Origin of the sequence: Streptomyces sp. NBC_00370 (assembly GCF_036084755.1) — a bacterium.
Classification (GTDB): Bacteria; Actinomycetota; Actinomycetes; order Streptomycetales; family Streptomycetaceae; genus Streptomyces.
This window is the reverse complement of sequence record NZ_CP107968.1, coordinates 3,037,675-3,063,500: the sequence shown is the minus strand read 5'-3', so window position 1 is coordinate 3,063,500 and position 25,826 is coordinate 3,037,675. Positions and strand designations below refer to the sequence as shown.

Sequence of the window (25,826 nt, the reverse complement as noted above, 5' to 3'; positions counted from 1 at the left end):
CTCGCGTCAGCGATGTACGGCGGGTGGCGCGGTCGGCAGCGCGCCGCGCAGCGCGGACTCCACCAGCGTTGCCCAGCCCAGCAGTTGCTCGTCGGCGGCCGGGCGGGCGACGCACTGCAACCCGAGCGGCAGCCCGTTCGGCGCGTGCCCGGCGGGCACGGTCAGCGACGGCATCCCCGCGTTGCTCCAGGGCAGGCACATGATCGAACTGCCGGTGGAACCGAGCCCGAGCGGGGCGGGCCCCGTCGCCGCCGGGGTGATCCACAGATCGATCCCGGCGTCGTCCATGGCGGCGAGTGTCCGCGCCCGGAAGCCGTCCCGCTCGCGCAGGGCACGCGCGTGAGCGGCGTCGTCGACCGCCTGCCCCTCGCGGATCGCCGCCGCGGTCTCGGGCCGGTACAGCTCCTCGTACCGGACGAACCAGTCGGCGTGCACCCGCGCGGTCTCGTAGCGGTTGAGCACGAACAACTGCCGCTCGGTCGCGGCGAAGTCCGCCATCACCGGCACCTCGCGCACCGTGAACCCGGCGTCGCGCAGCACCCGCGTCTGCGCCTCGAAAGCGGCGAGCGCCACCGGCTCGGCCCGCTCCAGGTACGGTCCCGTCGGTACGCCCAGTACGGCACGACGCGTAGCGCCCGCACCCCCGCCGCCCGTATCCGGCCGCCATCCGTCGCACAGCACCCCGGCCGCCGGCAAGAGTCCGGCCACCTCACGGGCGAAGATCCCGACGGTGTCCAGACTGGGCGCGTTGGCGATCACCCCGGCCACCGGGATCCGCCCGTACGTCGGCTTGAACCCGACGATCCCGCAGTACGCGGCGGGCCGGATCATCGACCCGACCGTCTGCGTACCGATCGCGAGCGGCACCATCCCGGCCGCGACGGCGGCGGCGGAGCCGCTGCTCGAACCACCGGGCGTGTGCGCGGGGTCGTACGGGTTACGGGTGGGCCCCGGCGCGAGCACGGCGAACTCCGCCGTCACGGTCTTCCCCGCCACCACGGCCCCCGCCGCCCGCAACCGGTCCACCACCGCCGCCTGCGCCCCGTCCAGCACCCGCGCGGGCACCGCGGACCCGGCCCGCGTGGGCAGCCCGTCGACCCGCACGACATCCTTGACCCCAACGGCAACTCCGAACAAAGCGGGCCGCCCAACACCACTCGGCCACCGCGCCTCGACCTCGCCGGCCTCCCTCCGCAGCCGCGCCCGCCGCCCGAGTTCGGGAACGAAGGCGTCGACGGCCGGATCCAGCTGCTCGATGAGATCGGCGGTGTCCATGAAAGATCAGCCTATGACAAAGGGCCGATCCGCTTCCACGGATCGGTCCTTCGCCCTTCATGGTGAGTGAAGGCGAATGCCGGAGTGTCAGGTCGTGTAATCCAGCACATCGTTGCGCGCAATGGCATCAGACCGCCGCCCCTTGCCGACCCGTGCGAAAATCCGGGATGTCGTCGTTCGACGGCGCGGACCTGTCAGGCGAGGCGGTAGTCGGCGTGCGGTACGGCACGATCCCAGACCGCCTCGAAAGCGGACGCACACAGTTCGACCGCTGCCGGATCGACGCTGACTTCCTCGTCGTCCGGTGGTAGTTCGCCATTGCCGTCGAAGTGCAGGAACACCACCAGTTGGCCGTCGAACAGCCAGAAATCGTTTCCCGGGAGCGCAAGCTTTGAGGCGCGTCTGCGCGGCAGCCAGCGCACCTGTTCACCCGCCGCGATGTTGCCCGCGGTGAGGTGATGCTCGAACCGGATGTAGTCGGAGACCGGCTCGGACACGATCCGCGCGCGACGCACATCCACCCCACGGCCCGCCGTCTCCCGGACCAGGTCCAGCCATGGCCGCGCCTGCGGATCCTCGTGCGCCGGATCGGCCCGTACACCGCTCTGCCAGGCGATGAAGCGTGGGTCGGACCGCATGTAGCCGTCCCGCATTTCCAGGTGAAGCGCGGAGCGGTGACAGGCACGCAGGCGGTCAGCGAGTGTCGGGATCGGCACGGGTCACCTCGGGAGAGAAGGGCGTCATCCGCTTTTGGCCCTCGACGGTCTCATGGCCGGGGTGCGGCTCGCCCGCGTCCGTGCAGACCGCCCAGACGAGCTTGCCGACTCCCGTGCGGGCGCTCACCCCCCATTGCCCGTCGGTGAGTGCGTCCACCAGTGTCAGGCCGCGTCCGGAGTCGTCGTCGGCGGACGGTTCGCGGCGTTCCGGTTTGGTGTCCCCGGCGTCGTGCACTTCGATCCGTACCCCGTTGGTGAGGCGTTCGTAGCGCGTCTCGATGAGACGTCCGGGGATGTGGGCGTGCCGTACGGCGTTGGTTGCCAGCTCGGAGAGGACCAGCTCGGCGGAGTCGGCGAGGCGGCTCATGCCCCACGCGTCCACATGCCGGCGCAGTAGATGCCGCGCCTTGTGTACCGAGCGGGGATGTCTTGGCCAGCGCTTGACGACGAGTGGGGGCGAGTCTTCGACAAGGGGGACCCGGATGGTGGTGGTCTCGGTCATGATCGGGTCTTCCTCGCCTTGAGCCACAGTTGGTGCCCGGTGTGGCACATGGAACCGTCGTGGGACAGCCGGCACTTGGTGCAGCCCTTGGTGTGGTCGCCGAGGTCGTCCAGGTCCCCGTCGACGTGGTCCAGGAGTTCCGCGTATGAGGCCCAGAGATCAGGGGCGACCACCGAGTCGGACACGCGTTGGAGGTGGCCTTGTGCTCCCCGTGGGCTGTCCTGGTACTGCCATTCCTCGCTCACAGCGCCTCCCGCAAGGGCGACCCGTCGGCATGGCGGACCGGGCCGAGGCTCTCCAGCGGGGGTGCGGAGTACGGCATCAGGCGGCGGAACCGTACGCGGGCGGCTTCGGCCGTCTCGGACTCCGTGGCGGCGCGGACCGTGTTCGCCATCACCGTCCACATGGCAGGGACCCGCGACAGCCGCAGGTACAGCGCGCCGTCGGCCTCGAAGACCACACGGCCGCCCCGGCCCTGATCGTCCACGACGACCCGCGTGCCAGGGGATCCGGATTGGTCAGTGGCATCCGCCTGCGGAGTGGTGGACTCGGCGGCGTCCGATGCGTAGTGCTCGGCTGCGTCCATGGCGTGACCGTAGGAAGACGCCGATCGCGGACGCCAGCGATGTGCAGAAATGTCTATGCAACGAGCCCGAACGGGGTTGTCCGGAGGCGGCCTTGACCGCTCGTTAGGGTGCGGAGGACGGTGGTGCACAGACTGCACATGACGTTGGAAGAGGTGGATCATGACACTAAGGTTCATCGGGATCGACCCGAACACCGGGGACAACGAGAGCCCCACGGTGTGGGTCGACGAGGGGAACAGAGAACTCGTCTTTCAGGGATGGGAGCCGGGCGAACAACTGTCAGATGAATGCGCTGCGTTCGAGTTGCCCGGACACGGCAAAGGCATCCCTGCGGGCGAAGCCGTGGTCCGTATGCCCGCTCGCATGGCGCAGATGATCAGGGAGGCGTGTGATGCCGTCGAGTCGGCAGACGTTCGATGAGCTGATCGCCAACTGCACCCGCTCCGCCGTCCACCTGGAGATGCGGGACACCTACGGCGTCGACTACGAGAGCGGTCCCTTCGCCCAATGGCGCGGCGGCTTCCGCCACGACCCGGCTGACCGGGCGTCCTGGTGGCGGCCGTGGCTGTCGCTCGTCGAGGAAGCCGTGGCGCGAGGCATCGTCATACGCCGCGCACGGATCGTGTCGGAGCCGGTCAGCGACTACACCCGCTTCCTGTACGACGGGACGTTCACGAACGTTGCCGCCGGCGAACTGGTGCGGTGGCTGCCCCGGCGCCGGGCATCCGACATCCCGCTGCCAGGAAACGACTTCTGGCTGTTCGATGACGACGTCGTCCTGTTCAATCACTTCACAGGTGAAGGCGCTTCGGCAGGCCCGGAGGTTGAGCACCGCGGCGACGTGGTGAAACTCTGCTCCGCCGCGTTCGAAACGGTCTGGGAGCGTGGCATCCCGCACGACGAGTACAAGCCCCAGTAAGCACACGCACCGACAGGCCACTTCATGCCCGCGTCCCCGTCGTCCTCCGCACAAGCAGCACGCGAAACAGTCGCTCACCGGCTACGTGACATGCGGAAGGCGGCGGGGCTCACCGTCGTCGACCTCGCCCGCCGATGCGGATGGCAGCACTCGAAGACCAGCCGCATCGAGAACGCCCGGACAGCGCCGTCAGCGACGGACATACGGCTCTGGTGCACGGCATGCGAGCAGGACGGCCAGGCCGAGGACCTCGTCGCGCAGTCCTTGAACGCCGAGTCCATGTACCGCGAATGGCGCGACCAGATGCGCAGCGGGCTCCGGGCCTTGCAGACCAGCCTCGTGCAGTTCTTCCACGACACGAGTCTGTTCCGGGTGTACTCCTCGACGCTGATCCCGGGGTTGCTCCAGACCGAGGGATACGCCGCCGCCGTCCTCGCCGGCGCAGCGGCATTCAGGTCCCTGCCGGTTGACGACAGTGCCGAGGCCGCGCAGGCACGGGTCGAACGCTCGCGGATCATCCACGAAGCCGGACACCGGTTCGTTCTCCTCATCGAGGAGTCCGCGCTGCGCTACCAGGTGGCTGAGGCGGACGCCATGGCGGCCCAGCTGGGCTACCTGCTGACCGTGGGCGAACTGCCTGCCGTATCCCTCGGCATCGTCCCGACGGGCAGCCCTGGGCGCGCGCACTGGCCGCGAGAGACCTTCCACATGTACGACGACGCCCTTGTCTCGGTTGAACTCATCTCAGCGACGGTGCGCGTCACCCAGCCCTCGGAGATCGCCCTGTATCTGAAGGCGTTCGAGGAGCTGCGGAGCATGGCCGTGTACGGGGCCGGCGCGCGGGCGCTGATCGTGAAGGCCATTGACGCGCTGGCCTGATCTTGGGCGCACGCAGGCGCCCTCTGCTCGGCCCAGGAGGTCCAGTGCAGGCCGCCCCGGCGGGGACGGCGATCGTGGGCAGCGGCCGGCGTGCGTATGACGAAGGGCTGACCCGTTTCCACAGGTCAGCCCTCGATCAATCAGGGTGAGTAACGGGACTCGAACCCGCGACATCCTGGACCACAACCAGGTGCTCTACCAGCTGAGCTATACCCACCACGACCGGCTTCGTGCTGCCCTACCGGCCGAGAAAAAGTGTACAGGGTCCCCGAGGGTGCTCGCGCCCGGATTGATGCGGGTCAGGCGCGGCCCTCGGTGGCCTGCGGGGGCGGCTCCGAGGGGGTGGGCCGGGGCGGTCTACTCGGCGGGCAGGACGTACTTCGCCGCGATCTGCTTCGCCGTGTCGGAGTCCGGGCCCGGCTGCGGTACGAAGACCGCCTCGCGGTAGTAGCGCAGCTCGGCGATGGACTCGCGGATGTCGGCCAGGGCGCGGTGGTTGCCGTTCTTGTCCGGGCTGTTGAAGTACGCCCGGGGGTACCAGCGGCGGGCCAGCTCCTTGACCGAGGAGACGTCCACGATGCGGTAGTGGAGGTAGCCCTCCAGCGACTGCATGTCGCGGGCGAGGAAGCCGCGGTCGGTGGAGACCGAGTTGCCGCACAGCGGCGCCTTGCCCGGCTCCTTCACGTGCTCGCGCACGTACGCCAGGACCTCCTCCTCGGCGGCGGCCAGCGTCGTACCCGCCGCCAGCTCGTCGAGGAGGCCCGAGGTGGTGTGCATCTTGCGCACCACCTCGGGCATCGTCTCCAGCGCGGCGTCCGGCGGGCGGATGACGATGTCCACCCCGTCCCCGAGCACGTTCAGCTCCGAGTCGGTGACCAGGGCCGCCACCTCGATGAGTGCGTCCTGCGCCAGCGAGAGCCCGGTCATCTCGCAGTCGATCCACACCATTCGATCGTTCATGCGCCTTACCCTACGGTGCGCTGCGCTGACCTGGCAGACTCGGTCGGCCCAGACCTGTCGCGTACGTGTCGGAACCGGGTTTGTCGGACTCCGCGACGGCCGAGGTGGCCGCCACCGGACCCGAGGCGCTGGCCGCCGCCGCCGTCCGCCGGGACTGCGTGGACGCCTGCGCCGGTACGACCGGCTCCATGACCCCCTGCGCCGCGGGATCGCCCTGCGGGCGGCGCGCCCGGTAGGCCGAGCGGTAGGCGGCCGGGGACGAGCCCAGCTGACGCCGGAAGTGACCGCGCAGCGCCACCGGCGAGCGGAAGCCGCAGCGGCCCGCGACCTCGTCGACGGAGTAGTCGGAGGTCTCCAGCAGCCGCTGCGCCTGGAGCACCCGCTGGGTGATCAGCCACTGCAGCGGCGCGCTGCCGGTCAGCGAGCGGAACCGGCGGTCGAACGTCCTGCGGCTCATGTACGCGCGGGCGGCGAGCGTCTCCACGTCGAACTGCTCGTGCAGATGCTCCAGCGCCCAGGCGACGACCTCGGCGAGCGGGTCGGAGCCGATCTCCTCTGGTAAAGACCTGTCGAGATAGCGCTCCTGACCGCCGCTGCGCCGGGGCGGGACCACCAGCCTGCGGGCGAGCGCGCCCGCCGCCTCGGCGCCGTGGTCCGTCCGGACTATGTGCAGGCACAGGTCGATTCCGGCCGCTGTGCCGGCCGAAGTGAGTACGTCCCCGTCGTCGACGAACAGCTCCCGCGGGTCCACATGGACCGACGGGTAGCGTTTGGCGAGCGTCGGCGCGTACATCCAGTGCGTGGTCGCCGGGCGGCCGTCCAGCAGCCCCGCTGCGGCGAGCACGAAGGCGCCGGTGCACAGCCCGACGATCCTGGCCCCCTCCTCATGCGCTCTGCGCAGCGCGTCCAGCGCCTCCAGCGGCGGCGGCGAGGTGATCGACCGCCAGGCGGGCACCACCACCGTGCCGGCCCTGCTGATCGCCTCCAGTCCGTACGGCGCGGTGAGTTCGAGACCGCCCGTGGTCCGCAGCGGTCCCTCCTCGCCGGCACAGACGAGCAGGCGGTAGCGGGGAACGCCGGCGTCCTGGCGGTCGATGCCGAACACGGAGAGCGGGATCGAGCTCTCGAAGATGGGCCCACCACTGAAGAGCAGCACGGCGACGACTTCCCGGCGGCGACGCCCGGAAAGCTTCCGTACTGACTCCGGTGCGGCAGTGGAGTCCTGGCTCATGGCGCTAAGCCCCCCTCGGTGTTCGCGTCTCCCCGTTCTTGTCGGGCCTCTCGCTCCTGCACGATTCCCCTCGGTTTTGCACGGGTCCCCAGCCTTCGATGCTCATGATCGAATCTACTGTGTTCCGTGGTGCCGGCGTGACAGAGTTCTTCATCCGGCGTTATGTCGACAAGGCAACTTGGCGCGAAGCATTCGATCACGAAGCGTTCCACTCACAAGCCGTGCAGGGAAGTACGCCTCACGCGCATGGCCCATCCCCGTAGGGTGCGGGAGACCGTAGCGGTCCTTTCTTCCCTGGTGACAAGGGGGTTGACAGGCCATTTCGCCAAGGGTTCGGCACGCAGGTGAAGTTGGCCGAAAAGAGCCGGGTGTGGGCGAACGGCGGCTTCAATGACCCGGCGCACTTTCCTCCCGCGCGCGTGAGCCCCAGTGCGCCCCCCGTGCTTCCGTTCGCCCGTCCCCGGCGGCCGTCAAGGCCGCCGCGGCCGCCGACTCGGCCTCGGCGGCGCGCACCTGGGCGGCGGCCCGCTCGGACTGGCGCAGCAACAGCCGGCATCCGGTCGTGACGGCGGCGAGACCGAGGGCCGCGACGGCCGCGCCGCCGACCGACGTTCCGTACACCACGAGCACCACGGGTACCAGCAGACAGCTGAACACGGCCCAGCGGATCACCTCGCCCGCCGCGTCGGCCGGAACGGCTGGAACGGCCGGTACGGCCGCGTTCCCGGCCGTACGCGGCGCGGCTTCGGCGCCGCTGTCCTGAACCGGCGGGTGTGTACGGCGCGGACGGGGCGTGACAGGGGGCGTGCCGGTCTGGGCGGGGTACGAGGCTGTCGAAGGCGCGGGCACGGGAGCTCCTTGTAGGCGGCGACGTGGCCGATGGGCAACGACGGGCGGCGCCGTACGGTCACTGCGCATTGCTCCGGCTGGCCGCCGCACCGTACCGGAACGGCTCGCGCACCGTACCGGGACCGGCGTCCGCACCGTACCGGTGCCGGTATCCGGACCGTGCCGGCACCGGCATCCGGACCGTCCCCGGCCTCGGCCCCCGGGCGTCAACGGCTGTAGACGCCACCGGGCATTGCGATCCTGGGCGGGCTCGTGCATGCTCCCTGGAACGCCGCGTGTGGGGCGGCCAGCACTGGGCAGGAGAGGAGTGCCGCCGTACCCTTGGGGGTATGGGCTTGGGAAGATGATTCCCGGACACGGCTCAGACCGTTACGCTGCCACGCCAATTGTTGCTCCTTCTCAAGAGGATCTCTTTCGCCGAGACGCCAATGGCCGGTCACGAAATCCCCGAACCCGCTGACCGCAAGCAGGTAGCCGACCCACTGTCGGACCTGCGAGCGGCGGAACAGACGCGCGCATCCTGCGACCCGGCCTTCCGGCACGGAGTGGTGGTCGGCTTCGACGGCTCCACCTCCAGCGAGAGGGCCCTGTCCTACGCCATCGGCATGGCCACCAGGCTCGCCTCGGGCCTGATCATCGTCCATGTGGCGAACCGGCTGCCGACCACCGTATGGGCCGGCTGCGAACCTCCCGTCTTCGTCGACGTCCCGGACCACCGCACGGAAGTGCTCGGCCTCGAACTGGCCTGTGCGGACTATCTGAGCGACGTCCCCTGGATCCTCGTGGAGCGCGGCGGCGACATCTGCCACGAACTCGAAGAGGTCGGCCAGGAGTACTCCGCCGACGCGATCGTCGTCGGCTCCACGCACGGCATCGTCGGACGGATCTTCGGCTCCGTGGCCGGCCGGCTCGCGCGCCGCGCGCAGCGTCCGGTCGTCGTCGTCCCGTAACGGCGGACAATCCGTAACTCCTGACCACTTCCTGATCAGGCGTCACATCAGTGACGACGCAGCGTCAACTTCCTTGCGCCCAGCGTGAATTTGCTCACGCGCAGAGGTGGATTGTGTCCTTGTGAAGGGTAGATAAAGAGTCGCTGGGACACAGCAGAACAGCACCTCAGAAGGGAGCCCGCCGTGGACAACGACGTCTCTGCGGGAAGCAACACATCCACTTCGGTTCTCGGCCATCTCGCCCTCGGACTCACCCTGCTCGCCTTCGGCGTGGGCCACACCGGCGTCATCGACGGCGTCACGGCGGCGAGCGCCGTCTCGCTCGCCCTGTACGTGGGCGGAGTCGCCCTCTTCGTCGCGGGCCTCCTCGAATTCCGCGCCGGCAACGCGTTCACCGGCACGGCCTTCGCCGGCCTCGGCGCCTTCTGGTTCACCTGGGGGACCGGAGCGGGCGATGCCGTCACCTCCGAGACGGCCGGACTCTTCCTGATCCTGTGGGCGCTCCTCGCCCTCAGCCTCACCATCGGCGCCTCCGGCTACGGACCGCTCCTCCAGGGCACGTACGGCCTGCTCTTCGTGGGGCTGCTGCTGCTCGGCATCGCCCAGTTCGCGGACAGCGGCGGTCTCACCAAGGTGGGCGGCTGGGTCGCCGCCGTGGCGGGCGTCGCCTCCTGGTACGTGGCGACGGCGGCGCTCGCCCACTGGCCGACCGCCCTGCCGCGCCACCGTGCTGCCGGCCGGGGAGTGACGGCCACCGGCTAGTGCCGTGCCCGGCAATGCTCGCGCGACAGGCAGAGCTTGCCGGGAGGGGCACTGGGCCGTTCCGGGGTGACCCCGTGAACCCCGTACGGCCAGGCAGCCGCGGGCCGGCGTTCGGGCAAGCGCCGGCCCCGTCCGAGAGAGCGCCCCCGGTACGGCGGATGCCGTGCCGGGGGCGCTCTCGCCCGTGCGGGGCCAGATCGGCCCGTGCGGGGCCGGCCGTCCCGTGCGGGGCAGGCCGTGCGGGGCGGGTCGGAAGGGGGCGGCTACTCGACCGTCACGGACTTCGCCAGGTTGCGGGGCTTGTCGATGTCCCGGCCCAGCGCCAGCGCCGTGTGGTACGCCAGCAGTTGGAGCGGAATGCCCAGCAGGATCGGGTCCAGCTCCGTCTCGTTCTTCGGCACCAGAATGGTGTGGTCCGCCTTCGGCTGCGGCTGGTGCGCCACCGCCAGGATCCGCCCGCTGCGGGCCTTGATCTCCTCCATCGCCGCGCGGTTCTTCTCCAGCAGATCGTCGTCCGGCACGATCGCCACCGTCGGCATCGCCGGCTCGATCAGCGCCAGCGGACCGTGCTTCAGCTCCGACGCCGGGTACGCCTCCGCGTGGATGTAGGAGACCTCCTTGAGCTTCAGCGACGCCTCACGCGCCACCGGATAGCCGCGCACCCTGCCGATGAACATCATCGACTTGGCCTGCGCGTATTCACCCGCGAGCGCCTTGATGTCGTCCTCGGTCGCCATGATCTCGTCGATCTGCGCGGGCAGTCGGCGCAGCCCGTCGATGATCCGCTTGCCGTCGGCGACCGACAGGTCCCTGATCCGGCCCAGATGCAGCGCGAGCAGCGCGAAGGCGACCACGGTGTTGGTGAAGCACTTCGTGGACACCACGCAGACCTCGGGCCCGGCGTGCACGTACACACCGCCGTCCGTCTCCCTGGCGATCGCCGAACCGACGACGTTGACCACACCCAGCACCCGCGCGCCCTTGCGCTTCAGCTCCTGCACGGCCGCCAGCACGTCGTACGTCTCACCGGACTGCGAAACGGCCACGTACAGCGTGTCGGGGTCCACCACGGGGTTGCGGTAGCGGAATTCGGACGCCGGCTCCGCGTCGGCGGGGATGCGCGCCACCTCCTCGATCAGCTGGGCGCCGATCATGCCCGCGTGGTACGAGGTCCCGCAGCCGAGGATCTTGATCCGGCGCACCCCGCGCGCCGCGCGGGCGTCCAGGTTGAGACCGCCGAGGTGCACGGTGGAGAAGCGGTCGTCGATCCGGCCGCGCAGCACCCGGTCGACGGCCTCGGCCTGCTCCGAGATCTCCTTGTGCATGTACGTGTCGTGGCCGCCCATGTCGTACGACTCGGCCTCCCACTCCACGGTGGTCGGCGTCGCCGACGTGGTCGAGCCCTCCGTCGTGTACGTACGGAAGTCGTCGGCCTTGAGGGTGGCCATCTCGCCGTCGTCGAGGGTGACGACCTGGCGGGTGTGGGAGACGAGCGCGGCGACGTCCGAAGCGACGAACATCTCCTTCTCGCCGATGCCGAGCACTACGGGCGAGCCGTTGCGGGCGACGACGATCCGGTCGGGGAAGTCGGCGTGCAGCACGGCGATCCCGTACGTGCCCTCGATCAGCTGGAGCGCCTGGCGGACCTTCTCCTCCAGGGTCGGCGCCTGCGAGCGGGCGACGAGGTGGACGAGCACCTCGGTGTCGGTCTCGGAGAGGAACACCACCCCGTCGGCCTCAAGCTTCACCCGCAGCTCGGACGCGTTGTCGATGATGCCGTTGTGCACGACGGCGACCTTCGACTCGGCGTCCAGATGCGGATGCGCGTTCGCGTCGCTGGGGGTGCCGTGGGTGGCCCAGCGGGTGTGCGCGATACCGGTGGTGCCGGCGAACCGCTTGGGTACACGGGCCTCCAGCTCGCGGACCCGGCCCTTGGCCTTGACCATCTTGAGGGCCGCCGCCTTGCCCGCGGCCGGCTTTCCCGTGATGACGATGCCGGCGGAGTCGTACCCCCGGTACTCCAGCCGCTGCAGCCCTTCGAGCAGCAGCGGAGCCACGTCCCGCCTGCCGATGTATCCCACGATTCCGCACATACGGTTCTTGCCCCTCCTGATTTACGGGTGCGTGCTCCAGGTGGTGACCCGCCCTGACCGGGTCACCGGGTTCCGGCTCCAGAACCGGTTCTGGCTCCGGCTTCGGTTCCGGCTCAGCCGTAGACGATGCGCCGCAGCTGCCGGAGCGAGAGCTCCGGCGGCGCCACGGCGCGATGCGGCAGCTCGGCCGCTATCCGCTCGAAGATGTCCGCGTTGGTGGCGCCGCCGGACTGGAGCTCCCGGTGTCTGCGCCGTACGAACTCCTCGGCCGTCTCGTCGAAGTACGCCAGCACGTCGAGGACCACCCGGGCGGCTTCGCCGCGCCGTAGCGCGGTGCTGCCGACCAGATGGTCGATGAGGTCGTCATGCGACGGGCGTCGTTCGAGCACCCGTTGATATTGCGGGTCGGTCAGGCCGTTTGCAAGAATCCTGCCCGATTTCGGGCAGGAGGGGGAGGGAATCTACGCTCGCCCGCTCCTACAGATGTCTGAGAAGGGCCTGTTTCGCGGTGGTGAACTCGTCGGCCGTGAGTATCCCGGCCTGGTGCAGCTCGCCCAGTTCCCGCAACCGCCGCAGCAGCGCGTCGTGGTCGCCGGCGGACGGCTCCTTCACCGTGTCCACCGGCTGCTCGCCGCTGTCGAGGGCGGCCGGCGGGCGTGCGGCGCGCGGGTGGGGCAGCCTGGCCACCACCGCGGCGCCGACGAGCGCCATCAGCGGGTCCTTCTTGAAGCCCCACAGCTCCGCCGCGTACGGGTCGTGCTTCGGCGGGGTGGCGGACGGCGCCGCCCCGGCGACCCGGAAGCGCAGATAGCCGTTGTCGAGGCCCGCGCTCGGCAGCCACTCCACACTGTCGAGATCGCCGATCTCGATGGTCCGCGGGCCGCCCGACGACTTGGAGTCCTCGGTCTTCCAGTTCCATTCGAGCCGGACCCGCTCGCCGTCGAACGTGACGGTCGCGTCGCCCGCGCCCACGGTCAGCGGCAGGGCGGGCCCCGGCAGCAGATAGCGGTCGACGGGGCCCGACTCCACCCCGTCGAGCAGCAGGGCCGTACGCACCTCGTCCACGATGTACTCGGCGACGCCGGAGCGGTCGCTCTCCACCGTCAGCCGGTACGGGTCGGACGCGTCGTCCAGCTTGCCGCCCGTCACCTGGAGCAGCGGATCGGCGCCGTCCCGCAGGCGCAGCCGCAGCCGCCCCGAGCGGCGGCCGGACTCGAAGGCGATGCCGGCCAACGCCTCCAGCGGCACGGCGACTTCGCCGAGCGTGCTGCGGAGCAGACCCACCCCCTTGTCATGACCGGGCACGATGCGGACCGTGTCCCCGTCGAAGGCCCAGGTGCCGTCCTTCTGGATGATTTCCGCCATGCGGTAATTCTTCCATCGGATTCCCGGGGGCCCGCGGAACGGTCTTTTCTACGAGACCTTTTTGGCCGTCCGGACCGCCTTCGCCAGATCGTCCAGGATCGGCGCGCACTTGTCGTAGGAGAAGATCGGCTCGGCCACGCGCGGTACGACCTGTCCTGCCTTGACGGCCGGCAGTTGGAGCCAGGTCGGCTTGGAGGTCAGCGACGACGGCTGCAACGCCGACGAGCGGTTGTCCATCATGATGATGTCGGCCGCGTACTTGCCCGCGTTCTCCCAGCTCAGATCCTCGAAGAAGCCCTGCGAGTCGACCTTGGGCGTGATGAACTCCACGCCGAGCTGCTGGAAGTAGAGGGTGTCGGCGGCCATTTTCGCCAGCGAGACGTAGAAGAGGTCCTGACTGGCCGAACCGATCAGCACCTTGATGCCCGGGTTCGACTTGGCGGCTTCGCGCAGCCGGCCGGCGGCCTGTTCGAAGCGGGCCTTGGCGTCGACGACCTTGGCCGCCGTGAGGTCGGCGCCGAGGGAGCCGGCGATGTCGGCGTGGCGCTGGATCGCCTTCGGGATCGTGGTCTGCGCGGCCCACAGGGCGGCGGTCGGGGCGAGCTTGGCGATCTTGTCCTTGGACTGGTCCGGCACGTACCAGAGCGCGTCCTTGACCCACATCTCGGTGACGAGCAGATCGGGGCTGAGCGCCGCGTACTTCTCGACGTTGAACTCGCCGAAGACGTTGCCGAGGACCGTCACCTTGCCGACGTCGAGATCACCGGCCTGCGGGTCGGGCTTGCCGCCCTTCGTGGTCGTGGGGCCGAAGACGCCGACGGCCTCGATGCCGAAGTCGAGCAGGGCCGCGGCGGTCCCGGTGAAGGCGACGACGCGCTTGGGCGTGCTGTCGGCCTTCACCCGCTGCCCGCGGTCGTCGGTGAACGCCCACGGGCCCGCCGTGTCGCCGTCCGCGCCCTTCGCGCCGCCGTCTTCCTTGCCGCCCTTTCCGCCCCCGCAGGCGGCCAGCGTGGCGCCGAGCCCGACGGCGCCTCCGGCGGCGAGCAGGCCACGGCGGGTGAGGGGGATGGTGCGGGTGCTGGGCATGGTGGTTCGCTTCCGTACGGTGGGGCGGTTCGGGCAGTCCGAGGAAGGTTAGCCTACCCTTGCTTACCCTCCGGTATGGAGGGCTCCCGTTACCTCAGGGCTGCCGTTACCGCAGGCCGCGGAAGAACTCGGTGAGGTCGTGCGCGAGGAGTCCGGGCTCCTCGTGGGCGGCGAAGTGCCCGCCCCGGGGCATGCGGGTGTACCTCGTCACGTGGTAGGTGCGCTCGGCCCAACTGCGGGGCGGCTGCGTGAGATCGGCAGGGAACAGCGCGACGGCCGTGGGCACGTCGACCCGCTCGACCCGGCGCGTCAGCCCCTGCGCGTACTCGTAGTACGGCCGGAACGAGGTCGAGACGGTGCCGGTGAACCAGTAGAGCGACGCCTGCGTGAGCAGGAAGTCGTCGCTGAACCGGGACGACAGGTCGCCGCCGCAGTCGCTCCACGCCCGGTACTTCTCGACGATCCAGGCGAGCAGCCCGGTCGGCGAGTCGGCCAGACCGTAGCTGAGCGTCAGCGGGCGGGTGCTCTGCTCGTGCTGGTACCCGCCCTCCTCGGCGGACCACGCGGCGACGGAGTCGAGGTACGCCCGCTCCTCGGGGGTGACGCCGGCGGGGTCGTACGAGACCGGTGCGGCGACCGCCATCAGATGGATGCCCACCACGGCCTCGGGATGTGCCTCGCCGAGCCGGGAGGTGATGCCGGCGCCCAGGTCGCCGCCGTGCGCCGCGTAGCGCTCGAAGCCGAGTTCGTCGCGCATGAGCCGGTGCCAGAGCTCGTGCGTCTGCGGCGCCGGGTCGGTGAGCGAGGGCCGCTGCGGCGAGAAGGCGTACCCGGGCAGCGAGGGGACGACGACGGTGAACGCGTCGGCCGCTTCGCCCCCGTACCGCGAAGGCGTGGCCAGCCGGCGGGCGAGCGCGGTCAGTTCGAGGAAGGAGCTGGGCCACCCGTTGGTCAGGACGATCGGCAGGGCGCCGGGATGCTCGCCGTCGAAGCGCAGGTAGTGGACGGGCGTTCCGTCGATGTCGGCGAACCGGGACGGCAGCGCGTTGACGGCGGCCTCTTGCGCACGCCAGTCGTAGTCGGAGGCCCAATAGGCGACGAGCCGGCGCAGCTCGCCCGCGTCGGTGCCGGCCTCCCAGCCGGTGCCTGGTGCGGGCTCGGTGCCGGCCGCGGTCGTGGGCCAGGGGGTCGGCCAGCGGGTGTTGCGCAGCCGTGCGCGCAGATCGGCCAGCTCGGCGTCGGGGACGGCGAGCAGGGGCGGCTGGGAGGTCATAGGGGTCTCCGGGATGTCGTTCTCACAGGGCTGCGGTCCGGTGCGGCTGGTGCCGGTACAGCACCACCGCCATGACCAGTACGAGGGGGATCGTGAGGGTGGGCACGGTCCACCAGGGGATGCCGGTCCACACGGCCGGGAGCCCCACCCCGAAGCAGACGGCGGCGCTCGTGACGAGCAGCCGCCTGCCGTACGGGTTCCAGGTGAAGGGCCCGTGGCGGCGCGGCCGGACGAGGCGTACCGCGCCGAACACGAACGCCTGCGCGGCGACGAACGCGCCGAACAGACCGAGGGCGGCGTTCATCTGGAGTTCGTCGCGGGGCGCGTCGGAGCTGTCCTGGCGGACCCCGTCCTTGCCGAGCACCACGATGTCGCGGCGCCAGACGGTCGCGGTGACCCGGTCGTCCGGCTTCAGCCGGTCGAGGAGCGGTCCCGGGTCGCCGAAGTTCACCCGGCCCCGCCAGGAGCCCTCGTCCTTCAGGTTCGCGTACAGGTGGCCGCCCTTCCCGGTCTTGACGACCGTGTTCACGACGGTGAAGTGCCAGGTGCTCAGGCAGTCTGCCGCCACCTGCTCCGCCGGGTGGGCGGGACACGGTCCGGCCGCCCGGTAGTCCTGGTACCGGTCCCGGTCGGCGGGCAGCCACGCGGTGAACGCGTAAAAGCAGAGCGCCGCCGATATCAGGGCCAGCAGGATCAGCAGCACGCCCGTGAACCGCACCCGGCCCGGCGACCGCCGTCCCGCACCGGTCCTGCCCGGCGCTCTGCCCGAGCCGTGCGCCCGCGCCCGCCCGTTCGCCATCTCCTGGTCCCCCTCCGCCCGCGCTTACCTCGGTCAGGGACAGGCATACACCCAGGTCGCACCGGACACCGGGGGAGGGGGCGCGAGGGTCGCCGCAGGCCTTTCAGGAGAGCAGCCGCGCCGCTTCCTCGTCCGAGAGGCGCAGCGCGCCCGCCGCTATGTTCTCGGCCAGGTGGCCGGGGTTCCCGGTCCCCGGGATGGCCAGTACGTGCGGGCCCTGGTGCAGCGTCCACGCCAGCCGGACCTGGGCCGGTGTCGCGCCGTGGGCGCGTGCGACGGTGTGGACCGCGTCGGGTTCGGCCGTGACGTTTCCCGCCTCCTGTCCGCTTCCGGCGATCGCGAAGAACGGCACGTACGCGACGCCCTGTTCGCCGCAGGCCCGGACGAACCGCGTCTCCTCGGCCGGCGACCCCACGCCGTACGGGTTCTGTACGCAGACCACCGGCGCGACGGACTGCGCCTCGGCCAGCTGGCCGGGTGTGACGTTGGAGATGCCCAGGTGGCGGATGAGCCCCGCGTCGCGCAGGGCGGCCAGCGCGCCGAAGTGCTCGGCGACCGGGCCGGTCGGCCGGCCACGCGGGACGCGCAGGTTCACCAGGTCCAGGTGGTCACGGCCCAGTTGGCGCAGATTCTCCTCGACCTGTCCGCGCAGCTGGTCGGGGGAGGCCCACCACCACTCGCCGGAGGGATGGCGGCCCGGCCAGACCTTGGTGGCGATGACCAGATCGTCCGGGTAGGGCGCCAGCGCGGTGTCGATCAGCTCGTTGGCCGACCGCAGCGGTGAGAAGTAGAACGACGCCGTGTCGATGTGGTTCACGCCCAGCTCGACGGCGCGCCGCAGCACACCGATCGACCGCTCCCGGTCGGCCGATGGCCCGTCGCTGAAGGCGACACCGCCGGCCAGCCGCATCGCGCCGAAGCCGATGCGGTTGACCGTCAGATCGCCGAGGGTCCAGGTACCCGCCGCCGCGGCCGCGTTCGTCTCTGTGGTCATGGAGTGGCACGTCCTTGTCCAGGGCTTGTCGTGGGAGTGGGGAGTGCGCGTCGGAGCACGCGAAAAAGCCTCCCCGGCGGTGTGGATCCGCGCCGGGAAGGCTGAAGTGCTGATCGTGATCATACCATTCGCACGTTTTTGCCAAGTGCTATGCCGTGCGGGGTGGTTGACCCGGGCGATTCGCTCCTATTCTTCGCGCTACACAGCACTGGGGGGACCATGCGTAGATCAAGAGCCCTGTCCGCGGCTCTCGTCCTGTCGTTCGCCACCGTCGGCCTGGGGGTGATCGCGGCGCCCGAGGCGGTCGCGGTCACGCCGCCGGTGGGGTTCACCGCCGACGACCTGCCGACATGGCAGACCAACGGGATCGTCTGGGCGCTCGCCCAGACCGACGGTGTCGTCTTCGCCGGAGGTACGTTCTCCGCGCTGCGACCGCCCGACGGCGCGGCCGGCGCCGCCCAACCCGCCGTGAACTTCGCCGCGTTCGACGCCGCGACCGGCGCGCCCACCGGATGCAAGCTGTCCTTCACGCTCAGCAGCGGTACGGCGACCGTGCGCGCGCTCGCCGTCTCGCCGGACAAGAAGACGCTCTACGCGGGCGGTTACTTCGGCGCGGTCAACGGCACACCGGTCAGCAGCCTCGCCGCCATCGACATCGCCACCTGCACACCCAAGACGTCGTTCCGCCCCGTCTTCTCCGCCACCGTGCGGACGCTGGCGGTCACCGACGACACCCTGTACGCCGGGGGCGACTTCAGCACGGTCAGCGGTGTGACGCGGCAGCGCTACGCGGCCGTCGGGCTCGCCGACGCCGCCGTACTGCCCTTCACCGCCAACGCCGACGAGCCGGGCCGCGCCCTCGCGGTGACCTCCGACGGCGCGAACGTGGTGCTCGGCGGGGACTTCAACACCGTCAACGGGACCGCCTCGCACGCCCTGGCCGTGGTGAACGCCACGTCCGGCGCGGTGACGAAGGCGTACCCGGGATTCATCCCGCCGACCTCCGTGGTCAAGGCCGTCGAGACCGACGCGTCCGGCATCTACACCGGCAACGAGGGCACCGGCGGCGGTGTCTTCGACGGCCGAATAGCCCTCAACGCCGACACGCTGGAACAGCGTTGGCGCGACACCTGCCTGGGGGCCACGCAGGCGCTGAAGGCGTACCAGCGGGTGCTCTACAGCGCCTCGCACGCCCATGACTGCTCCAGCGTCGGGGAGTTCCCCGACGGCGCGCGGCACCACTTCCTGGCGCAGCCCACCACGGCCATCGGCAAGCTGGGCTGGTTCCCGAACACCAACGACGGCATCGGTGAGCAGATCGGCCCGCGCGCCCTCACCATCGCGACGTCGGGGAGCACCCAGTACCTCTGGTCGGGCGGGGAGTTCACCACCGTCAACGGCGCACCCGCGCAGGGGCTCACCCGGTTCGCCTCGACCGGCGACAAGGGCGCGCCGACCGTACCGATCGTCTCGGCGACCAGCGTCAAGCCGGGCGAGGTGCAGGTGCGCTGGCGCTCCAGCTACGACACGGACGACTCGCGGCTGACGTACAAGGTCTACCGCAACGGCTCCACCACACCGCTGGCGACCGTGCAGGGCGACTCGCTGATGTGGGCGCGGCCCCAGGTCACCGTCAAGGACACCGCGGTCACGGCCGGCACGAGCTACACCTACCGGGTCACCGCGTCCGACGCGGCCGGCAACACCAGCGCCCTGTCGGCGACCGCGTCCGTGACGGCGGCCTCGGCGACGCAGAACTACCCGGCCACCGTCATCGCCGACGGCGCGCAGCTCTACTGGCGCTACGACGACCCGGCGACCCCGTTCGTCGCCGATCTGTCCGGCGCGAACAACTCGGGCGTGCACGTCAACTCCCCCGCGCTGCGCCAGACTCCGGGCGCCACGACGGGTCCGTCCACCGCGATCGGCTTCAACGGCACGACCCAGTGGCTCTACGCCGACCGGCGCATCGCGCAGCCGAGCACGTACGCCCTGGAGACGTGGTTCAAGACGACCACCAAGACCGGCGGCATGCTGATCGGGTTCGGCGACAACACGACCGCGGCCAGCAAGCGCCACGACGAAAACGTGTACATGGCCAACAACGGCAAGCTCGTCTTCGGTGTGAACAGCGGCGGCGTCAAGACGCTGGTCAGCCCGGCGGCGTACAACAACGGCGCCTGGCACCAGGTCGTGGCGGCGCAGGGCACCGGCGGCATGCGGTTCTACGTCGACGGCAAGATCGTCGGCAACAACACCGTCACCACCTCGGCGGTGGCCACCGGCTACTGGCGGGTCGGCGCCGACACGCTGACCGGCTGGCCCTCGGCGCCCACCAGTAATTTCTTCAACGGGCAGCTCGACGAGACGGCCGTGTACCCGAGCGCGCTCGGCGCCGCGAGGGTGGCCAACCACTACGCGGTGGCCAAGGCGGCGGCTCTCCGCTGACGGCGATGAGCCTGCGCGCGCCGGACAGCCGGCGTGCGCAGGCTCACTCTGGACACCCGTACGAACCGCCCGGTAACTTGTACTGAGCAAGCGCTTAGACAAACACCCGTGGCGGCGGTCAGCCGCAGAGGAGGCCCGTACCGTGCGGCGTACCGTCTACAACGAGGACCACGAGGCGTTCCGCGAGACCATCCGCGCCTTCATCGAGGCCGAGGTCGTCCCTGTCTACGACGAGTGGTACGCGGCGGGTGCCGCGCCGCGTGACTTCTACTACAAGCTCGGCGAGCTGGGCGTCTTCGGCATAGAGGTGCCCGAGGAGTACGACGGCGCCGGCGAGGATTCGTTCAAGTTCCAGGCGATCATCTCCGAGGAGACCGCCCGCGCCGGTGTCTCCTTCGGCGGCTCCGGCGTGCATGTGGCGCTCTGCCTGCCGTACCTGAAGGCGTACGCCACCGACGAGCAGAAGAAGCGCTGGCTGCCCGACTTCGTCAGCGGCCGGACGATGTTCGCCATCGCGATGACCGAGCCGGGCACCGGATCCGACCTGGCCGGCATGAAGACCACGGCCAAGCTCTCCGCCGACGGCACGCACTACGTGCTCAACGGCGCCAAGACGTTCATCACCGGCGGGGTGCACGCGGACCGCGTCATCGTCTGCGCCCGTACGTCCCCCGCCACCCCCGAGGACCGGCGGTTCGGCATCTCGCTGCTGGTCGTGGACACGAAGTCCGCGGGGTACGCGGTCGGCCGCAAGCTCGACAAGCTCGGCCTGAAGACCTCCGACACCGCCGAGCTGTCCTTCACCGACGTCAAGGTCCCGGTCGAGGATCTGCTGGGCGAGGAGAACAAGGGCTTCTCGTACCTCGGCCAGAACCTCCCGCAGGAGCGCCTCGGCATCGCCGTCGGCGCCTACGCGCAGGCGGCGGCGGCCGTCAGGTTCGCGCAGAACTACGTCCAGGAGCGGACCGTCTTCGGCAAGACCGTGGCGTCCTTCCAGAACACCAAGTTCGAGCTGGCCGCCTGCAAGGCCGAGGTGGACGCGGCCGAGGCCGTCGTGGACCGCGCGCTCGAAGCGCACGACCTGGGTGAGCTGACGGCGGCCGAGGCCGCTTCGGCGAAGCTCTTCACCACCGAGGTGGCGCACCGCGTCATCGACAAGTGCCTCCAGCTGCACGGCGGCTACGGCTACATGAACGAGTACCCGATCGCCCGGCTGTACGCGGACAACCGCGTCAACCGCATCTACGGCGGGACCAGCGAGGTCATGAAGATGATCATCGCGAAGTCCATGGGCCTGTAACCCGCACGGAAACCGGCTGAGTCAGACTCGTACCCATGAATCAAGCACTGGATTCCCTGCTCGCTCTGCTCGACCTGGAGCGGATCGAGCAGGACATCTTCCGCGGCCAGAGCCACCCGTCGGTCGTGCCGCGCGTCTTCGGCGGCCAGGTCGCGGCCCAGGCGCTCGTCGCCGCGGGCCGTACGGTCCCCGACGACCGTACGGCGCACTCGCTGCACGCGTACTTCCTGCGCCCGGGGGACCCGGGCGCGCCGATCGTCTACACCGTCGACCGGATCAGGGACGGGCGCTCGTTCACCACCCGCCGGGTGGTGGCCGTCCAGCACGGCCAGCCGATCTTCCACCTCTCGACGTCCTTCCAGACGTACGAGGAGGGGCTGGACCACCAGGCGCGGATGCCGCAGGCGCCGGACCCGGAGACCCTGCCGTCCGCCGCCGAGCTGCTGCCGCGCTACGCGGACCGGTTCGTGGACCCGGCCGTCGTCGACCGGCTGCTGGAGACACGTGCCGCCGTCGACCTGCGGTACGTGGACGGGCCGCCGTACGCGAGCGTCGGGGAGCCGCGCGAGCCGCGCTCGCAGGTGTGGTTCCGCACGGACGGCAAGCTGGCCGACGACCCGCTGCTGCACGTGTGCCTCGCGACGTACGTCTCCGACATGACGTTGCTCGACTCGGTACTGCTGGCACACGGCAGGGGCGGCTGGGCGGTCGGTGACATCGTCGGCGCGAGCCTGGACCACGCGATGTGGTTCCACCGGCCGTTCCGCGCCGACGAGTGGCTGCTGTACGACCAGGAGTCCCCTTCGTCGTCCGGCGGCCGCGGGCTCGGGCAGGCGCGGATCTTCACGCAGGACGGGCGGCTGGCGATCTCGGTGATCCAGGAAGGCGTGATGCGCGTCCCGCGCGGCTGAGGCGCCTGAGGCGGGCCGGGGCGGCTGCCGGGGTCGGCGCGTGCCGGCGGCGGCGCGGGCCGGGGGCGGGGGCGGCTGCCGGGGGTGGTCCGCCCGTCCGCCCGTCAGACGAGACCGGCCTCGTTCAGCAGGTACGCCGTCATCGGGTCGTAGAAGCGCGGGTCGGTGACGTGGTCGTCCAGCGGGACCGTGACCTCCAGCGTGCCCTCGGCCTCGCCGATGAACAGTGCCGGGTCGTTGCAGTCCGCGTACCCCATCGAGTCCAGCCCGCGCTGGCCCGCACAGCCCGCCCAGCCGTGGTCGGCGACGACCAGGTCGGGCTGCGGCCTGCCGTCCCGTTCGAGACCGTCCAGGATGGCGCGCATCGGCTCCGGCGAGTGGGTGTGCCACAGGGTCGCGCCCCGCTCCAGCATCGCGACGTCCGCGAACTGGAAGACCATGCCCTCGTCGGCCGTGAGCCCGCCGGGGATCCGGACGATCTCGCAGCCCGCCGCGCGCAGCGCGTCGGCCGTCTGCCGGTGGACGTCGAGCAGCCCGCCCGGGTGTCCGGTGGCGAACAGCACCCGCTCACGGCCCGCCACCGCCTTGCGCAGCCGCGCCGCCATCCGCTCCAGGGCGTCGATGGTCAGCTCGGGATCGATGGTGTCCTGACCGTGCCGGAACTGCGGGTCGTCGTTGACACCGCACCGCTCGGCCATCACGGCGAGCACGTCCTGCTCGTCGGTCCAGCGGTCGCCCAGTTCAAGACCCAGCCAGTAGTGGCGGTCGCCGTTGGCGAGCTTGCGGTAATGGGAGAGGTTGTTGTCACGGGGTGTCGCGACGTCTCCGGCGATACGGGTACGGACGAGATGGTCGGCGAGCGCGACTCGGCTGGGTATCGGCATGCGTCCATTGTGCCGTCAGCGGCCCCCGGCCCGCCTCTGGTCCCGATCCCTGGACGAGTCGCTGTACCGTACCGCTACCGGTGGGTACCGCCGGGGTCGAGCGGCGAGGAGCGTCCCATGGCAGCAGGACCGGGTATCGGCAGCGCGGTGGAGAATTTCACCCTCCCCGGCGGTGTGCTCGAAGGCGACAGTTTCGTACGGCGCGACTACCGCCTCGACGAGCGGCGTGGGCATCCGCTGGTCCTCGCCTTCTACCCGGGCGACGACACGAGCGTCTGCACCAAGCAGCTGTGCTCGTACTCGACGGGTCTTGAGCGGTTCACGGAGCTGGGGGCCGAGGTCTGGGGCATCAGCCCGCAGGACGTCGACAGCCATGAGGCGTTCGCGCGCAAGAACGACCTGCGGTTCCCGCTGCTCGCCGACACCGACCGGACGGTGGTCAAGGCCTTCGGCATCGGGGCGCCCGGGATCGGACTGCGCAGGTCGGTGTTCCTGATCGCGCCGGACGGCACGCTGTCCTGGAAGCACGTGGCGCTGCTGGGAGCGACGTTCCAGCCGGTCGACAAGCTGGCGGCGGAGCTGGCCGCGCTCAAGGCGTCCTAGTCACATCGAGGACGGGCCGGCGGCGGTGCCGGCGCTCGCGCCGAGGGCCGCGAACGCGCCGTGCGCCAGCGTGCGCAGCAGGGCCTGGGTGCCCGCGCGGCTCGGCAGCCCGCCTCGGTACGAGGAGAAGTGCGGCGTCGAGTTCAGCAGCCCGAAGACGGCGTGCACGGCGCCGCGCGCCTGCGCCTCCGGCACGCCCGGGTAGACCTCCCGTACGACGCCGACCCACAGCTCCACGTACTGCCGCTGGAGCTGGCGGACCAGCTTGCGGTCGCTGTCCCTGAGCCGGTCCAGCTCACGGTCGTGCAGCGTGATCAGCGGGCGGTCGTCGAGGGCGAAGTCGATATGGCCGTCGATCAGCGAGGCGAGGACCGCCGCGGGGTCGGCGGGTGTGCCCGGCGTTGCGGCGGGGCCGACGCGCCGCCGGCCGCCGTCGAGCAGGCGGTGGCTGATGCCGACGAGCAGTTCGGCGAGCATGGCGTCCTTGCCCGCGAAATGCCGGTAGAGGCCGGGGCCGCTGATGCCCACGGCCGCCCCTATCTCGTCCACGCCGACGCCGTGGAAACCACGCTCGGCGAAGAGGCGCGCCGCCTCGCTGAGGATCTGCTCGCGGCGGGTGGGGGCCGCGGTCCTGGTGCTCATGGGAATTCATTCTAGACAGAGGTGTTAGCGGTCGTTAACCTGAAGGCGTACGTTAACGGTCATTAACACGCGCCGGTCCTGCCGATCGGCCGTCGATCAGTGTGGGGGCGCGAGGGAATGCAGCAGGCACCGGTGCTGGCGAGCGCCGCCGATCCGGCGTCGGAGACGTGGCGGGCCAACGAGAAAGCGCATGCCGAGCTGGTCGGCGATCTGCGCGCGCGGCTGGCGGCGGCCCGGCTCGGCGGCGGTGAGAAGGCCCGCGCCCGGCACACGGCGCGCGGCAAGCTGCTGCCGCGCGAGCGGGTGGACACCCTCCTCGACCCCGGCTCGCCCTTCCTCGAACTGGCGCCGCTGGCGGCCGAGGGGCTGTACGGCGGCGCGGCGCCCGCCGCCGGCGTGATCGCCGGGGTGGGCCGGGTCAGCGGCCGTGAGGTGGTGGTGATCGCCAACGACGCCACGGTCAAGGGCGGCACGTACTACCCGATGACGGTGAAGAAGCACCTCCGCGCCCAGGAGGTCGCCCTGGAGAACCGCCTCCCGTGCGTGTATCTCGTCGACTCGGGCGGCGCCTTCCTGCCGATGCAGGACGAGGTCTTCCCCGACCGCGACCACTTCGGCCGAATCTTCTACAACCAGGCCCGGATGTCCGGCGCCGGCATCCCGCAGATCGCGGCCGTGCTCGGCTCGTGCACGGCGGGCGGCGCCTACGTCCCGGCGATGAGCGACGAGGCCGTGATCGTGCGCGGCCAGGGCACGATCTTCCTGGGCGGCCCGCCGCTGGTGAAGGCGGCGACGGGCGAGGTCGTCACGGCGGAGGAGCTGGGCGGCGGCGAGGTCCACTCCCGTACGTCGGGCGTCACGGACCATCTCGCGGAGGACGACGCGCACGCGCTGCGGATCGTCCGGACCATCGTCTCCACGCTCCCCGGGCGCGGGGCGCTGCCCTGGTCCGTCGAGCCGGCCGAGGAGCCGAAGGCGGATCCCGCCGGGCTCTACGGGGCGGTGCCGGTCGACTCCCGTACGCCCTACGACGTGCGCGAGGTCATCGCCCGGCTCGTGGACGGCTCGCGGTTCGCGGAGTTCAAGTCCGAGTTCGGTACGACGCTGGTGACCGGCTTCGCGCGCATCCATGGCCATCAGGTCGGCATCGTCGCCAACAACGGCATCCTGTTCTCGGAGTCGGCCCAGAAGGGCGCGCATTTCATCGAGCTGTGCGACCAGCGCGGTATCCCGCTGCTCTTCCTGCAGAACATCTCGGGGTTCATGGTCGGCCGCTCCTACGAGGCGGGCGGCATCGCCAAGCACGGCGCGAAGATGGTCACCGCCGTGGCCTGCACCCGCGTTCCGAAGCTGACGGTCGTCATCGGCGGCTCGTACGGCGCGGGGAACTACTCGATGTGCGGCAGGGCGTACTCGCCCCGCTTCCTGTGGATGTGGCCCAACGCCAAGATCTCCGTGATGGGCGGCGAGCAGGCGGCCTCGGTGCTCGCGACGGTCAAGCGCGACCAGATCGAGGGGCGCGGCGAGGAGTGGCCCGCCGACGAGGAAGCCGCGTTCAAGGACCCGATCCGCGCCCAGTACGAGACCCAGGGCAACGCGTACTACGCCACGGCCCGGCTGTGGGACGACGGCGTGATCGACCCGCTGGAGACCCGCCAGGTGGTGGGCCTGGCGCTGACCGCCTGCGCCAACGCGCCGCTGGGTGAGCCCGGCTTCGGCGTCTTCCGGATGTGAGGGCGGACGTGACGGGTCTGACGGGTCTGACGGCGGCAATGGTGAGGGCGGAATGAGGGTGGGC

General features: G+C 70.7%; 27 protein-coding genes and 1 tRNA gene. 10 read left to right on the top strand and 18 right to left on the bottom strand.

Annotated elements, in window-relative coordinates; genetic code table 11:
• Positions 1 to 6: 6 nt before the first annotated feature.
• The 5 genes from OHS57_RS13495 to OHS57_RS13475 all read right to left on the bottom strand — a co-directional run bounded on the left by OHS57_RS13495 (position 7) and on the right by OHS57_RS13475 (position 3,079).
• On the bottom strand, positions 7 to 1,275 hold the full coding sequence (locus OHS57_RS13495; RefSeq protein WP_328582069.1) for an amidase: 1,269 nt from the start codon (positions 1,273 to 1,275) through the stop codon (positions 7 to 9).
• Between the two features lie 194 nt (positions 1,276 to 1,469).
• Complete coding sequence (locus OHS57_RS13490) at positions 1,470 to 1,985, bottom strand: DUF6879 family protein (RefSeq protein WP_328585058.1); 516 nt, start codon at positions 1,983 to 1,985, stop codon at positions 1,470 to 1,472.
• Complete coding sequence (locus tag OHS57_RS13485) at positions 1,969 to 2,493, bottom strand: ATP-binding protein (RefSeq protein ID WP_328582068.1); 525 nt, start codon at positions 2,491 to 2,493, stop codon at positions 1,969 to 1,971. Before OHS57_RS13485 ends, OHS57_RS13490 begins: the two co-directional genes overlap by 17 nt.
• Complete coding sequence (locus OHS57_RS13480) at positions 2,490 to 2,738, bottom strand: hypothetical protein (RefSeq protein WP_328582067.1); 249 nt, start codon at positions 2,736 to 2,738, stop codon at positions 2,490 to 2,492. Before OHS57_RS13480 ends, OHS57_RS13485 begins: the two co-directional genes overlap by 4 nt.
• A complete protein-coding gene (locus OHS57_RS13475; protein ID WP_328582066.1) occupies positions 2,735 to 3,079 on the bottom strand; it encodes a hypothetical protein in 345 nt (114 codons plus the stop codon). The genes OHS57_RS13480 and OHS57_RS13475 overlap by 4 nt, the downstream gene beginning before the upstream one ends.
• A 160-nt stretch (positions 3,080 to 3,239) precedes the next feature.
• On the opposite strand from OHS57_RS13475, the gene OHS57_RS13470 reads away from it, so the two are divergent.
• The 3 genes from OHS57_RS13470 to OHS57_RS13460 are packed head-to-tail and all read left to right on the top strand — an operon-like array spanning position 3,240 to position 4,878.
• Positions 3,240 to 3,500: a hypothetical protein gene (locus OHS57_RS13470; protein WP_328582065.1), complete on the top strand. Its 261-nt coding sequence runs from the start codon at positions 3,240 to 3,242 to the stop codon at positions 3,498 to 3,500.
• On the top strand, positions 3,472 to 3,999 hold the full coding sequence (locus OHS57_RS13465; protein ID WP_328582064.1) for a DUF6879 family protein: 528 nt from the start codon (positions 3,472 to 3,474) through the stop codon (positions 3,997 to 3,999). Before OHS57_RS13470 ends, OHS57_RS13465 begins: the two co-directional genes overlap by 29 nt.
• Positions 4,000 to 4,023: 24 nt before the next feature.
• Positions 4,024 to 4,878: a helix-turn-helix domain-containing protein gene (locus OHS57_RS13460; protein ID WP_328582063.1), complete on the top strand. Its 855-nt coding sequence runs from the start codon at positions 4,024 to 4,026 to the stop codon at positions 4,876 to 4,878.
• A 144-nt stretch (positions 4,879 to 5,022) separates the two neighbouring features.
• Here the strand turns inward: OHS57_RS13460 and OHS57_RS13455 are convergent.
• The 4 genes from OHS57_RS13455 to OHS57_RS13440 form a co-directional block, all read right to left on the bottom strand.
• Positions 5,023 to 5,095, bottom strand: a tRNA-His gene (locus tag OHS57_RS13455).
• A 140-nt stretch (positions 5,096 to 5,235) separates the two neighbouring features.
• Positions 5,236 to 5,838, bottom strand: a complete 603-nt coding sequence (orn, locus tag OHS57_RS13450; RefSeq protein WP_328582062.1) for an oligoribonuclease — start codon at positions 5,836 to 5,838, stop codon at positions 5,236 to 5,238.
• A gap of 10 nt (positions 5,839 to 5,848) precedes the next feature.
• Positions 5,849 to 7,069 carry a GlxA family transcriptional regulator gene (locus OHS57_RS13445; protein ID WP_328582061.1) on the bottom strand — a complete coding sequence of 407 codons (1,221 nt, stop codon included), beginning with the start codon at positions 7,067 to 7,069 and terminating at the stop codon, positions 5,849 to 5,851.
• 387 nt (positions 7,070 to 7,456) lie between these two features.
• Positions 7,457 to 7,918, bottom strand: a complete 462-nt coding sequence (locus tag OHS57_RS13440) for a hypothetical protein (RefSeq protein WP_328582060.1) — start codon at positions 7,916 to 7,918, stop codon at positions 7,457 to 7,459.
• Positions 7,919 to 8,346: 428 nt separating this feature from the next.
• Here OHS57_RS13440 and OHS57_RS13435 point away from each other — a divergent pair, with 428 nt between their 5' ends.
• A complete protein-coding gene (locus OHS57_RS13435) occupies positions 8,347 to 8,868 on the top strand; it encodes a universal stress protein (protein ID WP_041989420.1) in 522 nt (173 codons plus the stop codon).
• Positions 8,869 to 9,051: 183 nt separating this feature from the next.
• Complete coding sequence (locus OHS57_RS13430) at positions 9,052 to 9,630, top strand: acetate uptake transporter (RefSeq protein WP_041989423.1); 579 nt, start codon at positions 9,052 to 9,054, stop codon at positions 9,628 to 9,630.
• A 263-nt stretch (positions 9,631 to 9,893) separates the two neighbouring features.
• On the opposite strand, the gene glmS is transcribed toward OHS57_RS13430, so the two are convergent.
• The 7 genes from glmS to OHS57_RS13395 all read right to left on the bottom strand — a co-directional run bounded on the left by glmS (position 9,894) and on the right by OHS57_RS13395 (position 17,240).
• Entirely contained in the window at positions 9,894 to 11,723 is a 1,830-nt protein-coding gene (gene glmS, locus OHS57_RS13425; RefSeq protein ID WP_041989426.1) for a glutamine--fructose-6-phosphate transaminase (isomerizing), read from the bottom strand.
• Between the two features lie 113 nt (positions 11,724 to 11,836).
• Positions 11,837 to 12,112, bottom strand: a complete 276-nt coding sequence (locus OHS57_RS13420) for a hypothetical protein (RefSeq protein ID WP_041989428.1) — start codon at positions 12,110 to 12,112, stop codon at positions 11,837 to 11,839.
• A gap of 88 nt (positions 12,113 to 12,200) precedes the next feature.
• Positions 12,201 to 13,088: a DUF4429 domain-containing protein gene (locus OHS57_RS13415; RefSeq protein WP_328582059.1), complete on the bottom strand. Its 888-nt coding sequence runs from the start codon at positions 13,086 to 13,088 to the stop codon at positions 12,201 to 12,203.
• A gap of 48 nt (positions 13,089 to 13,136) precedes the next feature.
• Positions 13,137 to 14,174, bottom strand: a complete 1,038-nt coding sequence (locus OHS57_RS13410) for an ABC transporter substrate-binding protein (protein WP_328582058.1) — start codon at positions 14,172 to 14,174, stop codon at positions 13,137 to 13,139.
• A gap of 106 nt (positions 14,175 to 14,280) precedes the next feature.
• On the bottom strand, positions 14,281 to 15,447 hold the full coding sequence (locus OHS57_RS13405) for an epoxide hydrolase family protein (protein ID WP_328582057.1): 1,167 nt from the start codon (positions 15,445 to 15,447) through the stop codon (positions 14,281 to 14,283).
• A 22-nt stretch (positions 15,448 to 15,469) separates the two neighbouring features.
• Complete coding sequence (locus tag OHS57_RS13400; protein ID WP_328582056.1) at positions 15,470 to 16,246, bottom strand: hypothetical protein; 777 nt, start codon at positions 16,244 to 16,246, stop codon at positions 15,470 to 15,472.
• 103 nt (positions 16,247 to 16,349) lie between these two features.
• Complete coding sequence (locus tag OHS57_RS13395; protein ID WP_328582055.1) at positions 16,350 to 17,240, bottom strand: aldo/keto reductase; 891 nt, start codon at positions 17,238 to 17,240, stop codon at positions 16,350 to 16,352.
• Between the two features lie 219 nt (positions 17,241 to 17,459).
• Here OHS57_RS13395 and OHS57_RS13390 point away from each other — a divergent pair, with 219 nt between their 5' ends.
• From OHS57_RS13390 to tesB, 3 genes are all read left to right on the top strand, one after another.
• Positions 17,460 to 19,688 (top strand): LamG domain-containing protein, encoded by a 2,229-nt coding sequence (locus OHS57_RS13390; RefSeq protein WP_328582054.1) that lies wholly within the window; start codon positions 17,460 to 17,462, stop codon positions 19,686 to 19,688.
• A 142-nt stretch (positions 19,689 to 19,830) separates the two neighbouring features.
• Complete coding sequence (locus OHS57_RS13385) at positions 19,831 to 20,988, top strand: acyl-CoA dehydrogenase family protein (protein ID WP_328582053.1); 1,158 nt, start codon at positions 19,831 to 19,833, stop codon at positions 20,986 to 20,988.
• A gap of 35 nt (positions 20,989 to 21,023) precedes the next feature.
• Positions 21,024 to 21,899: an acyl-CoA thioesterase II gene (gene tesB / locus OHS57_RS13380; protein WP_041989446.1), complete on the top strand. Its 876-nt coding sequence runs from the start codon at positions 21,024 to 21,026 to the stop codon at positions 21,897 to 21,899.
• A gap of 104 nt (positions 21,900 to 22,003) precedes the next feature.
• Here the strand turns inward: tesB and OHS57_RS13375 are convergent, their stop codons facing one another.
• On the bottom strand, positions 22,004 to 22,783 hold the full coding sequence (locus OHS57_RS13375) for a phosphatase (protein WP_041989448.1): 780 nt from the start codon (positions 22,781 to 22,783) through the stop codon (positions 22,004 to 22,006).
• 117 nt (positions 22,784 to 22,900) lie between these two features.
• Here OHS57_RS13375 and OHS57_RS13370 point away from each other — a divergent pair, with 117 nt between their 5' ends.
• Positions 22,901 to 23,386 (top strand): peroxiredoxin, encoded by a 486-nt coding sequence (locus tag OHS57_RS13370; protein ID WP_041989449.1) that lies wholly within the window; start codon positions 22,901 to 22,903, stop codon positions 23,384 to 23,386.
• On the opposite strand, the gene OHS57_RS13365 is transcribed toward OHS57_RS13370, so the two are convergent.
• A complete protein-coding gene (locus OHS57_RS13365; protein WP_328582052.1) occupies positions 23,387 to 24,028 on the bottom strand; it encodes an SACE_7040 family transcriptional regulator in 642 nt (213 codons plus the stop codon).
• Positions 24,029 to 24,145: 117 nt separating this feature from the next.
• On the opposite strand from OHS57_RS13365, the gene OHS57_RS13360 reads away from it, so the two are divergent.
• A complete protein-coding gene (locus tag OHS57_RS13360; RefSeq protein WP_328582051.1) occupies positions 24,146 to 25,762 on the top strand; it encodes a carboxyl transferase domain-containing protein in 1,617 nt (538 codons plus the stop codon).
• The last annotated feature ends 64 nt before the right edge of the window (positions 25,763 to 25,826 follow it).

Excerpts from the sequence above, each read along its gene's own strand:
- OHS57_RS13495 (WP_328582069.1), bottom strand. The coding sequence starts at position 1,275 with ATGGACACCGCCGATCTCATCGAGCAGCTGGATCCGGCCGTCGACGCC.
- OHS57_RS13485 (WP_328582068.1), bottom strand. The coding sequence starts at position 2,493 with ATGACCGAGACCACCACCATCCGGGTCCCCCTTGTCGAAGACTCGCCC.
- OHS57_RS13475 (WP_328582066.1), bottom strand. The coding sequence starts at position 3,079 with ATGGACGCAGCCGAGCACTACGCATCGGACGCCGCCGAGTCCACCACT.
- OHS57_RS13470 (WP_328582065.1), top strand. The coding sequence starts at position 3,240 with ATGACACTAAGGTTCATCGGGATCGACCCGAACACCGGGGACAACGAG.
- OHS57_RS13465 (WP_328582064.1), top strand. The coding sequence starts at position 3,472 with ATGCCGTCGAGTCGGCAGACGTTCGATGAGCTGATCGCCAACTGCACC.
- OHS57_RS13460 (WP_328582063.1), top strand. The coding sequence starts at position 4,024 with ATGCCCGCGTCCCCGTCGTCCTCCGCACAAGCAGCACGCGAAACAGTC.
- orn (WP_328582062.1), bottom strand. The coding sequence starts at position 5,838 with ATGAACGATCGAATGGTGTGGATCGACTGCGAGATGACCGGGCTCTCG.
- OHS57_RS13445 (WP_328582061.1), bottom strand. The coding sequence starts at position 7,069 with ATGAGCCAGGACTCCACTGCCGCACCGGAGTCAGTACGGAAGCTTTCC.
- OHS57_RS13435 (WP_041989420.1), top strand. The coding sequence starts at position 8,347 with ATGGCCGGTCACGAAATCCCCGAACCCGCTGACCGCAAGCAGGTAGCC.
- glmS (WP_041989426.1), bottom strand. The coding sequence starts at position 11,723 with ATGTGCGGAATCGTGGGATACATCGGCAGGCGGGACGTGGCTCCGCTG.
- OHS57_RS13415 (WP_328582059.1), bottom strand. The coding sequence starts at position 13,088 with ATGGCGGAAATCATCCAGAAGGACGGCACCTGGGCCTTCGACGGGGAC.
- OHS57_RS13410 (WP_328582058.1), bottom strand. The coding sequence starts at position 14,174 with ATGCCCAGCACCCGCACCATCCCCCTCACCCGCCGTGGCCTGCTCGCC.
- OHS57_RS13405 (WP_328582057.1), bottom strand. The coding sequence starts at position 15,447 with ATGACCTCCCAGCCGCCCCTGCTCGCCGTCCCCGACGCCGAGCTGGCC.
- OHS57_RS13400 (WP_328582056.1), bottom strand. The coding sequence starts at position 16,246 with ATGGCGAACGGGCGGGCGCGGGCGCACGGCTCGGGCAGAGCGCCGGGC.
- OHS57_RS13395 (WP_328582055.1), bottom strand. The coding sequence starts at position 17,240 with ATGACCACAGAGACGAACGCGGCCGCGGCGGCGGGTACCTGGACCCTC.
- OHS57_RS13390 (WP_328582054.1), top strand. The coding sequence starts at position 17,460 with ATGCGTAGATCAAGAGCCCTGTCCGCGGCTCTCGTCCTGTCGTTCGCC.
- tesB (WP_041989446.1), top strand. The coding sequence starts at position 21,024 with ATGAATCAAGCACTGGATTCCCTGCTCGCTCTGCTCGACCTGGAGCGG.
- OHS57_RS13375 (WP_041989448.1), bottom strand. The coding sequence starts at position 22,783 with ATGCCGATACCCAGCCGAGTCGCGCTCGCCGACCATCTCGTCCGTACC.
- OHS57_RS13370 (WP_041989449.1), top strand. The coding sequence starts at position 22,901 with ATGGCAGCAGGACCGGGTATCGGCAGCGCGGTGGAGAATTTCACCCTC.
- OHS57_RS13365 (WP_328582052.1), bottom strand. The coding sequence starts at position 24,028 with ATGAGCACCAGGACCGCGGCCCCCACCCGCCGCGAGCAGATCCTCAGC.
- OHS57_RS13360 (WP_328582051.1), top strand. The coding sequence starts at position 24,146 with ATGCAGCAGGCACCGGTGCTGGCGAGCGCCGCCGATCCGGCGTCGGAG.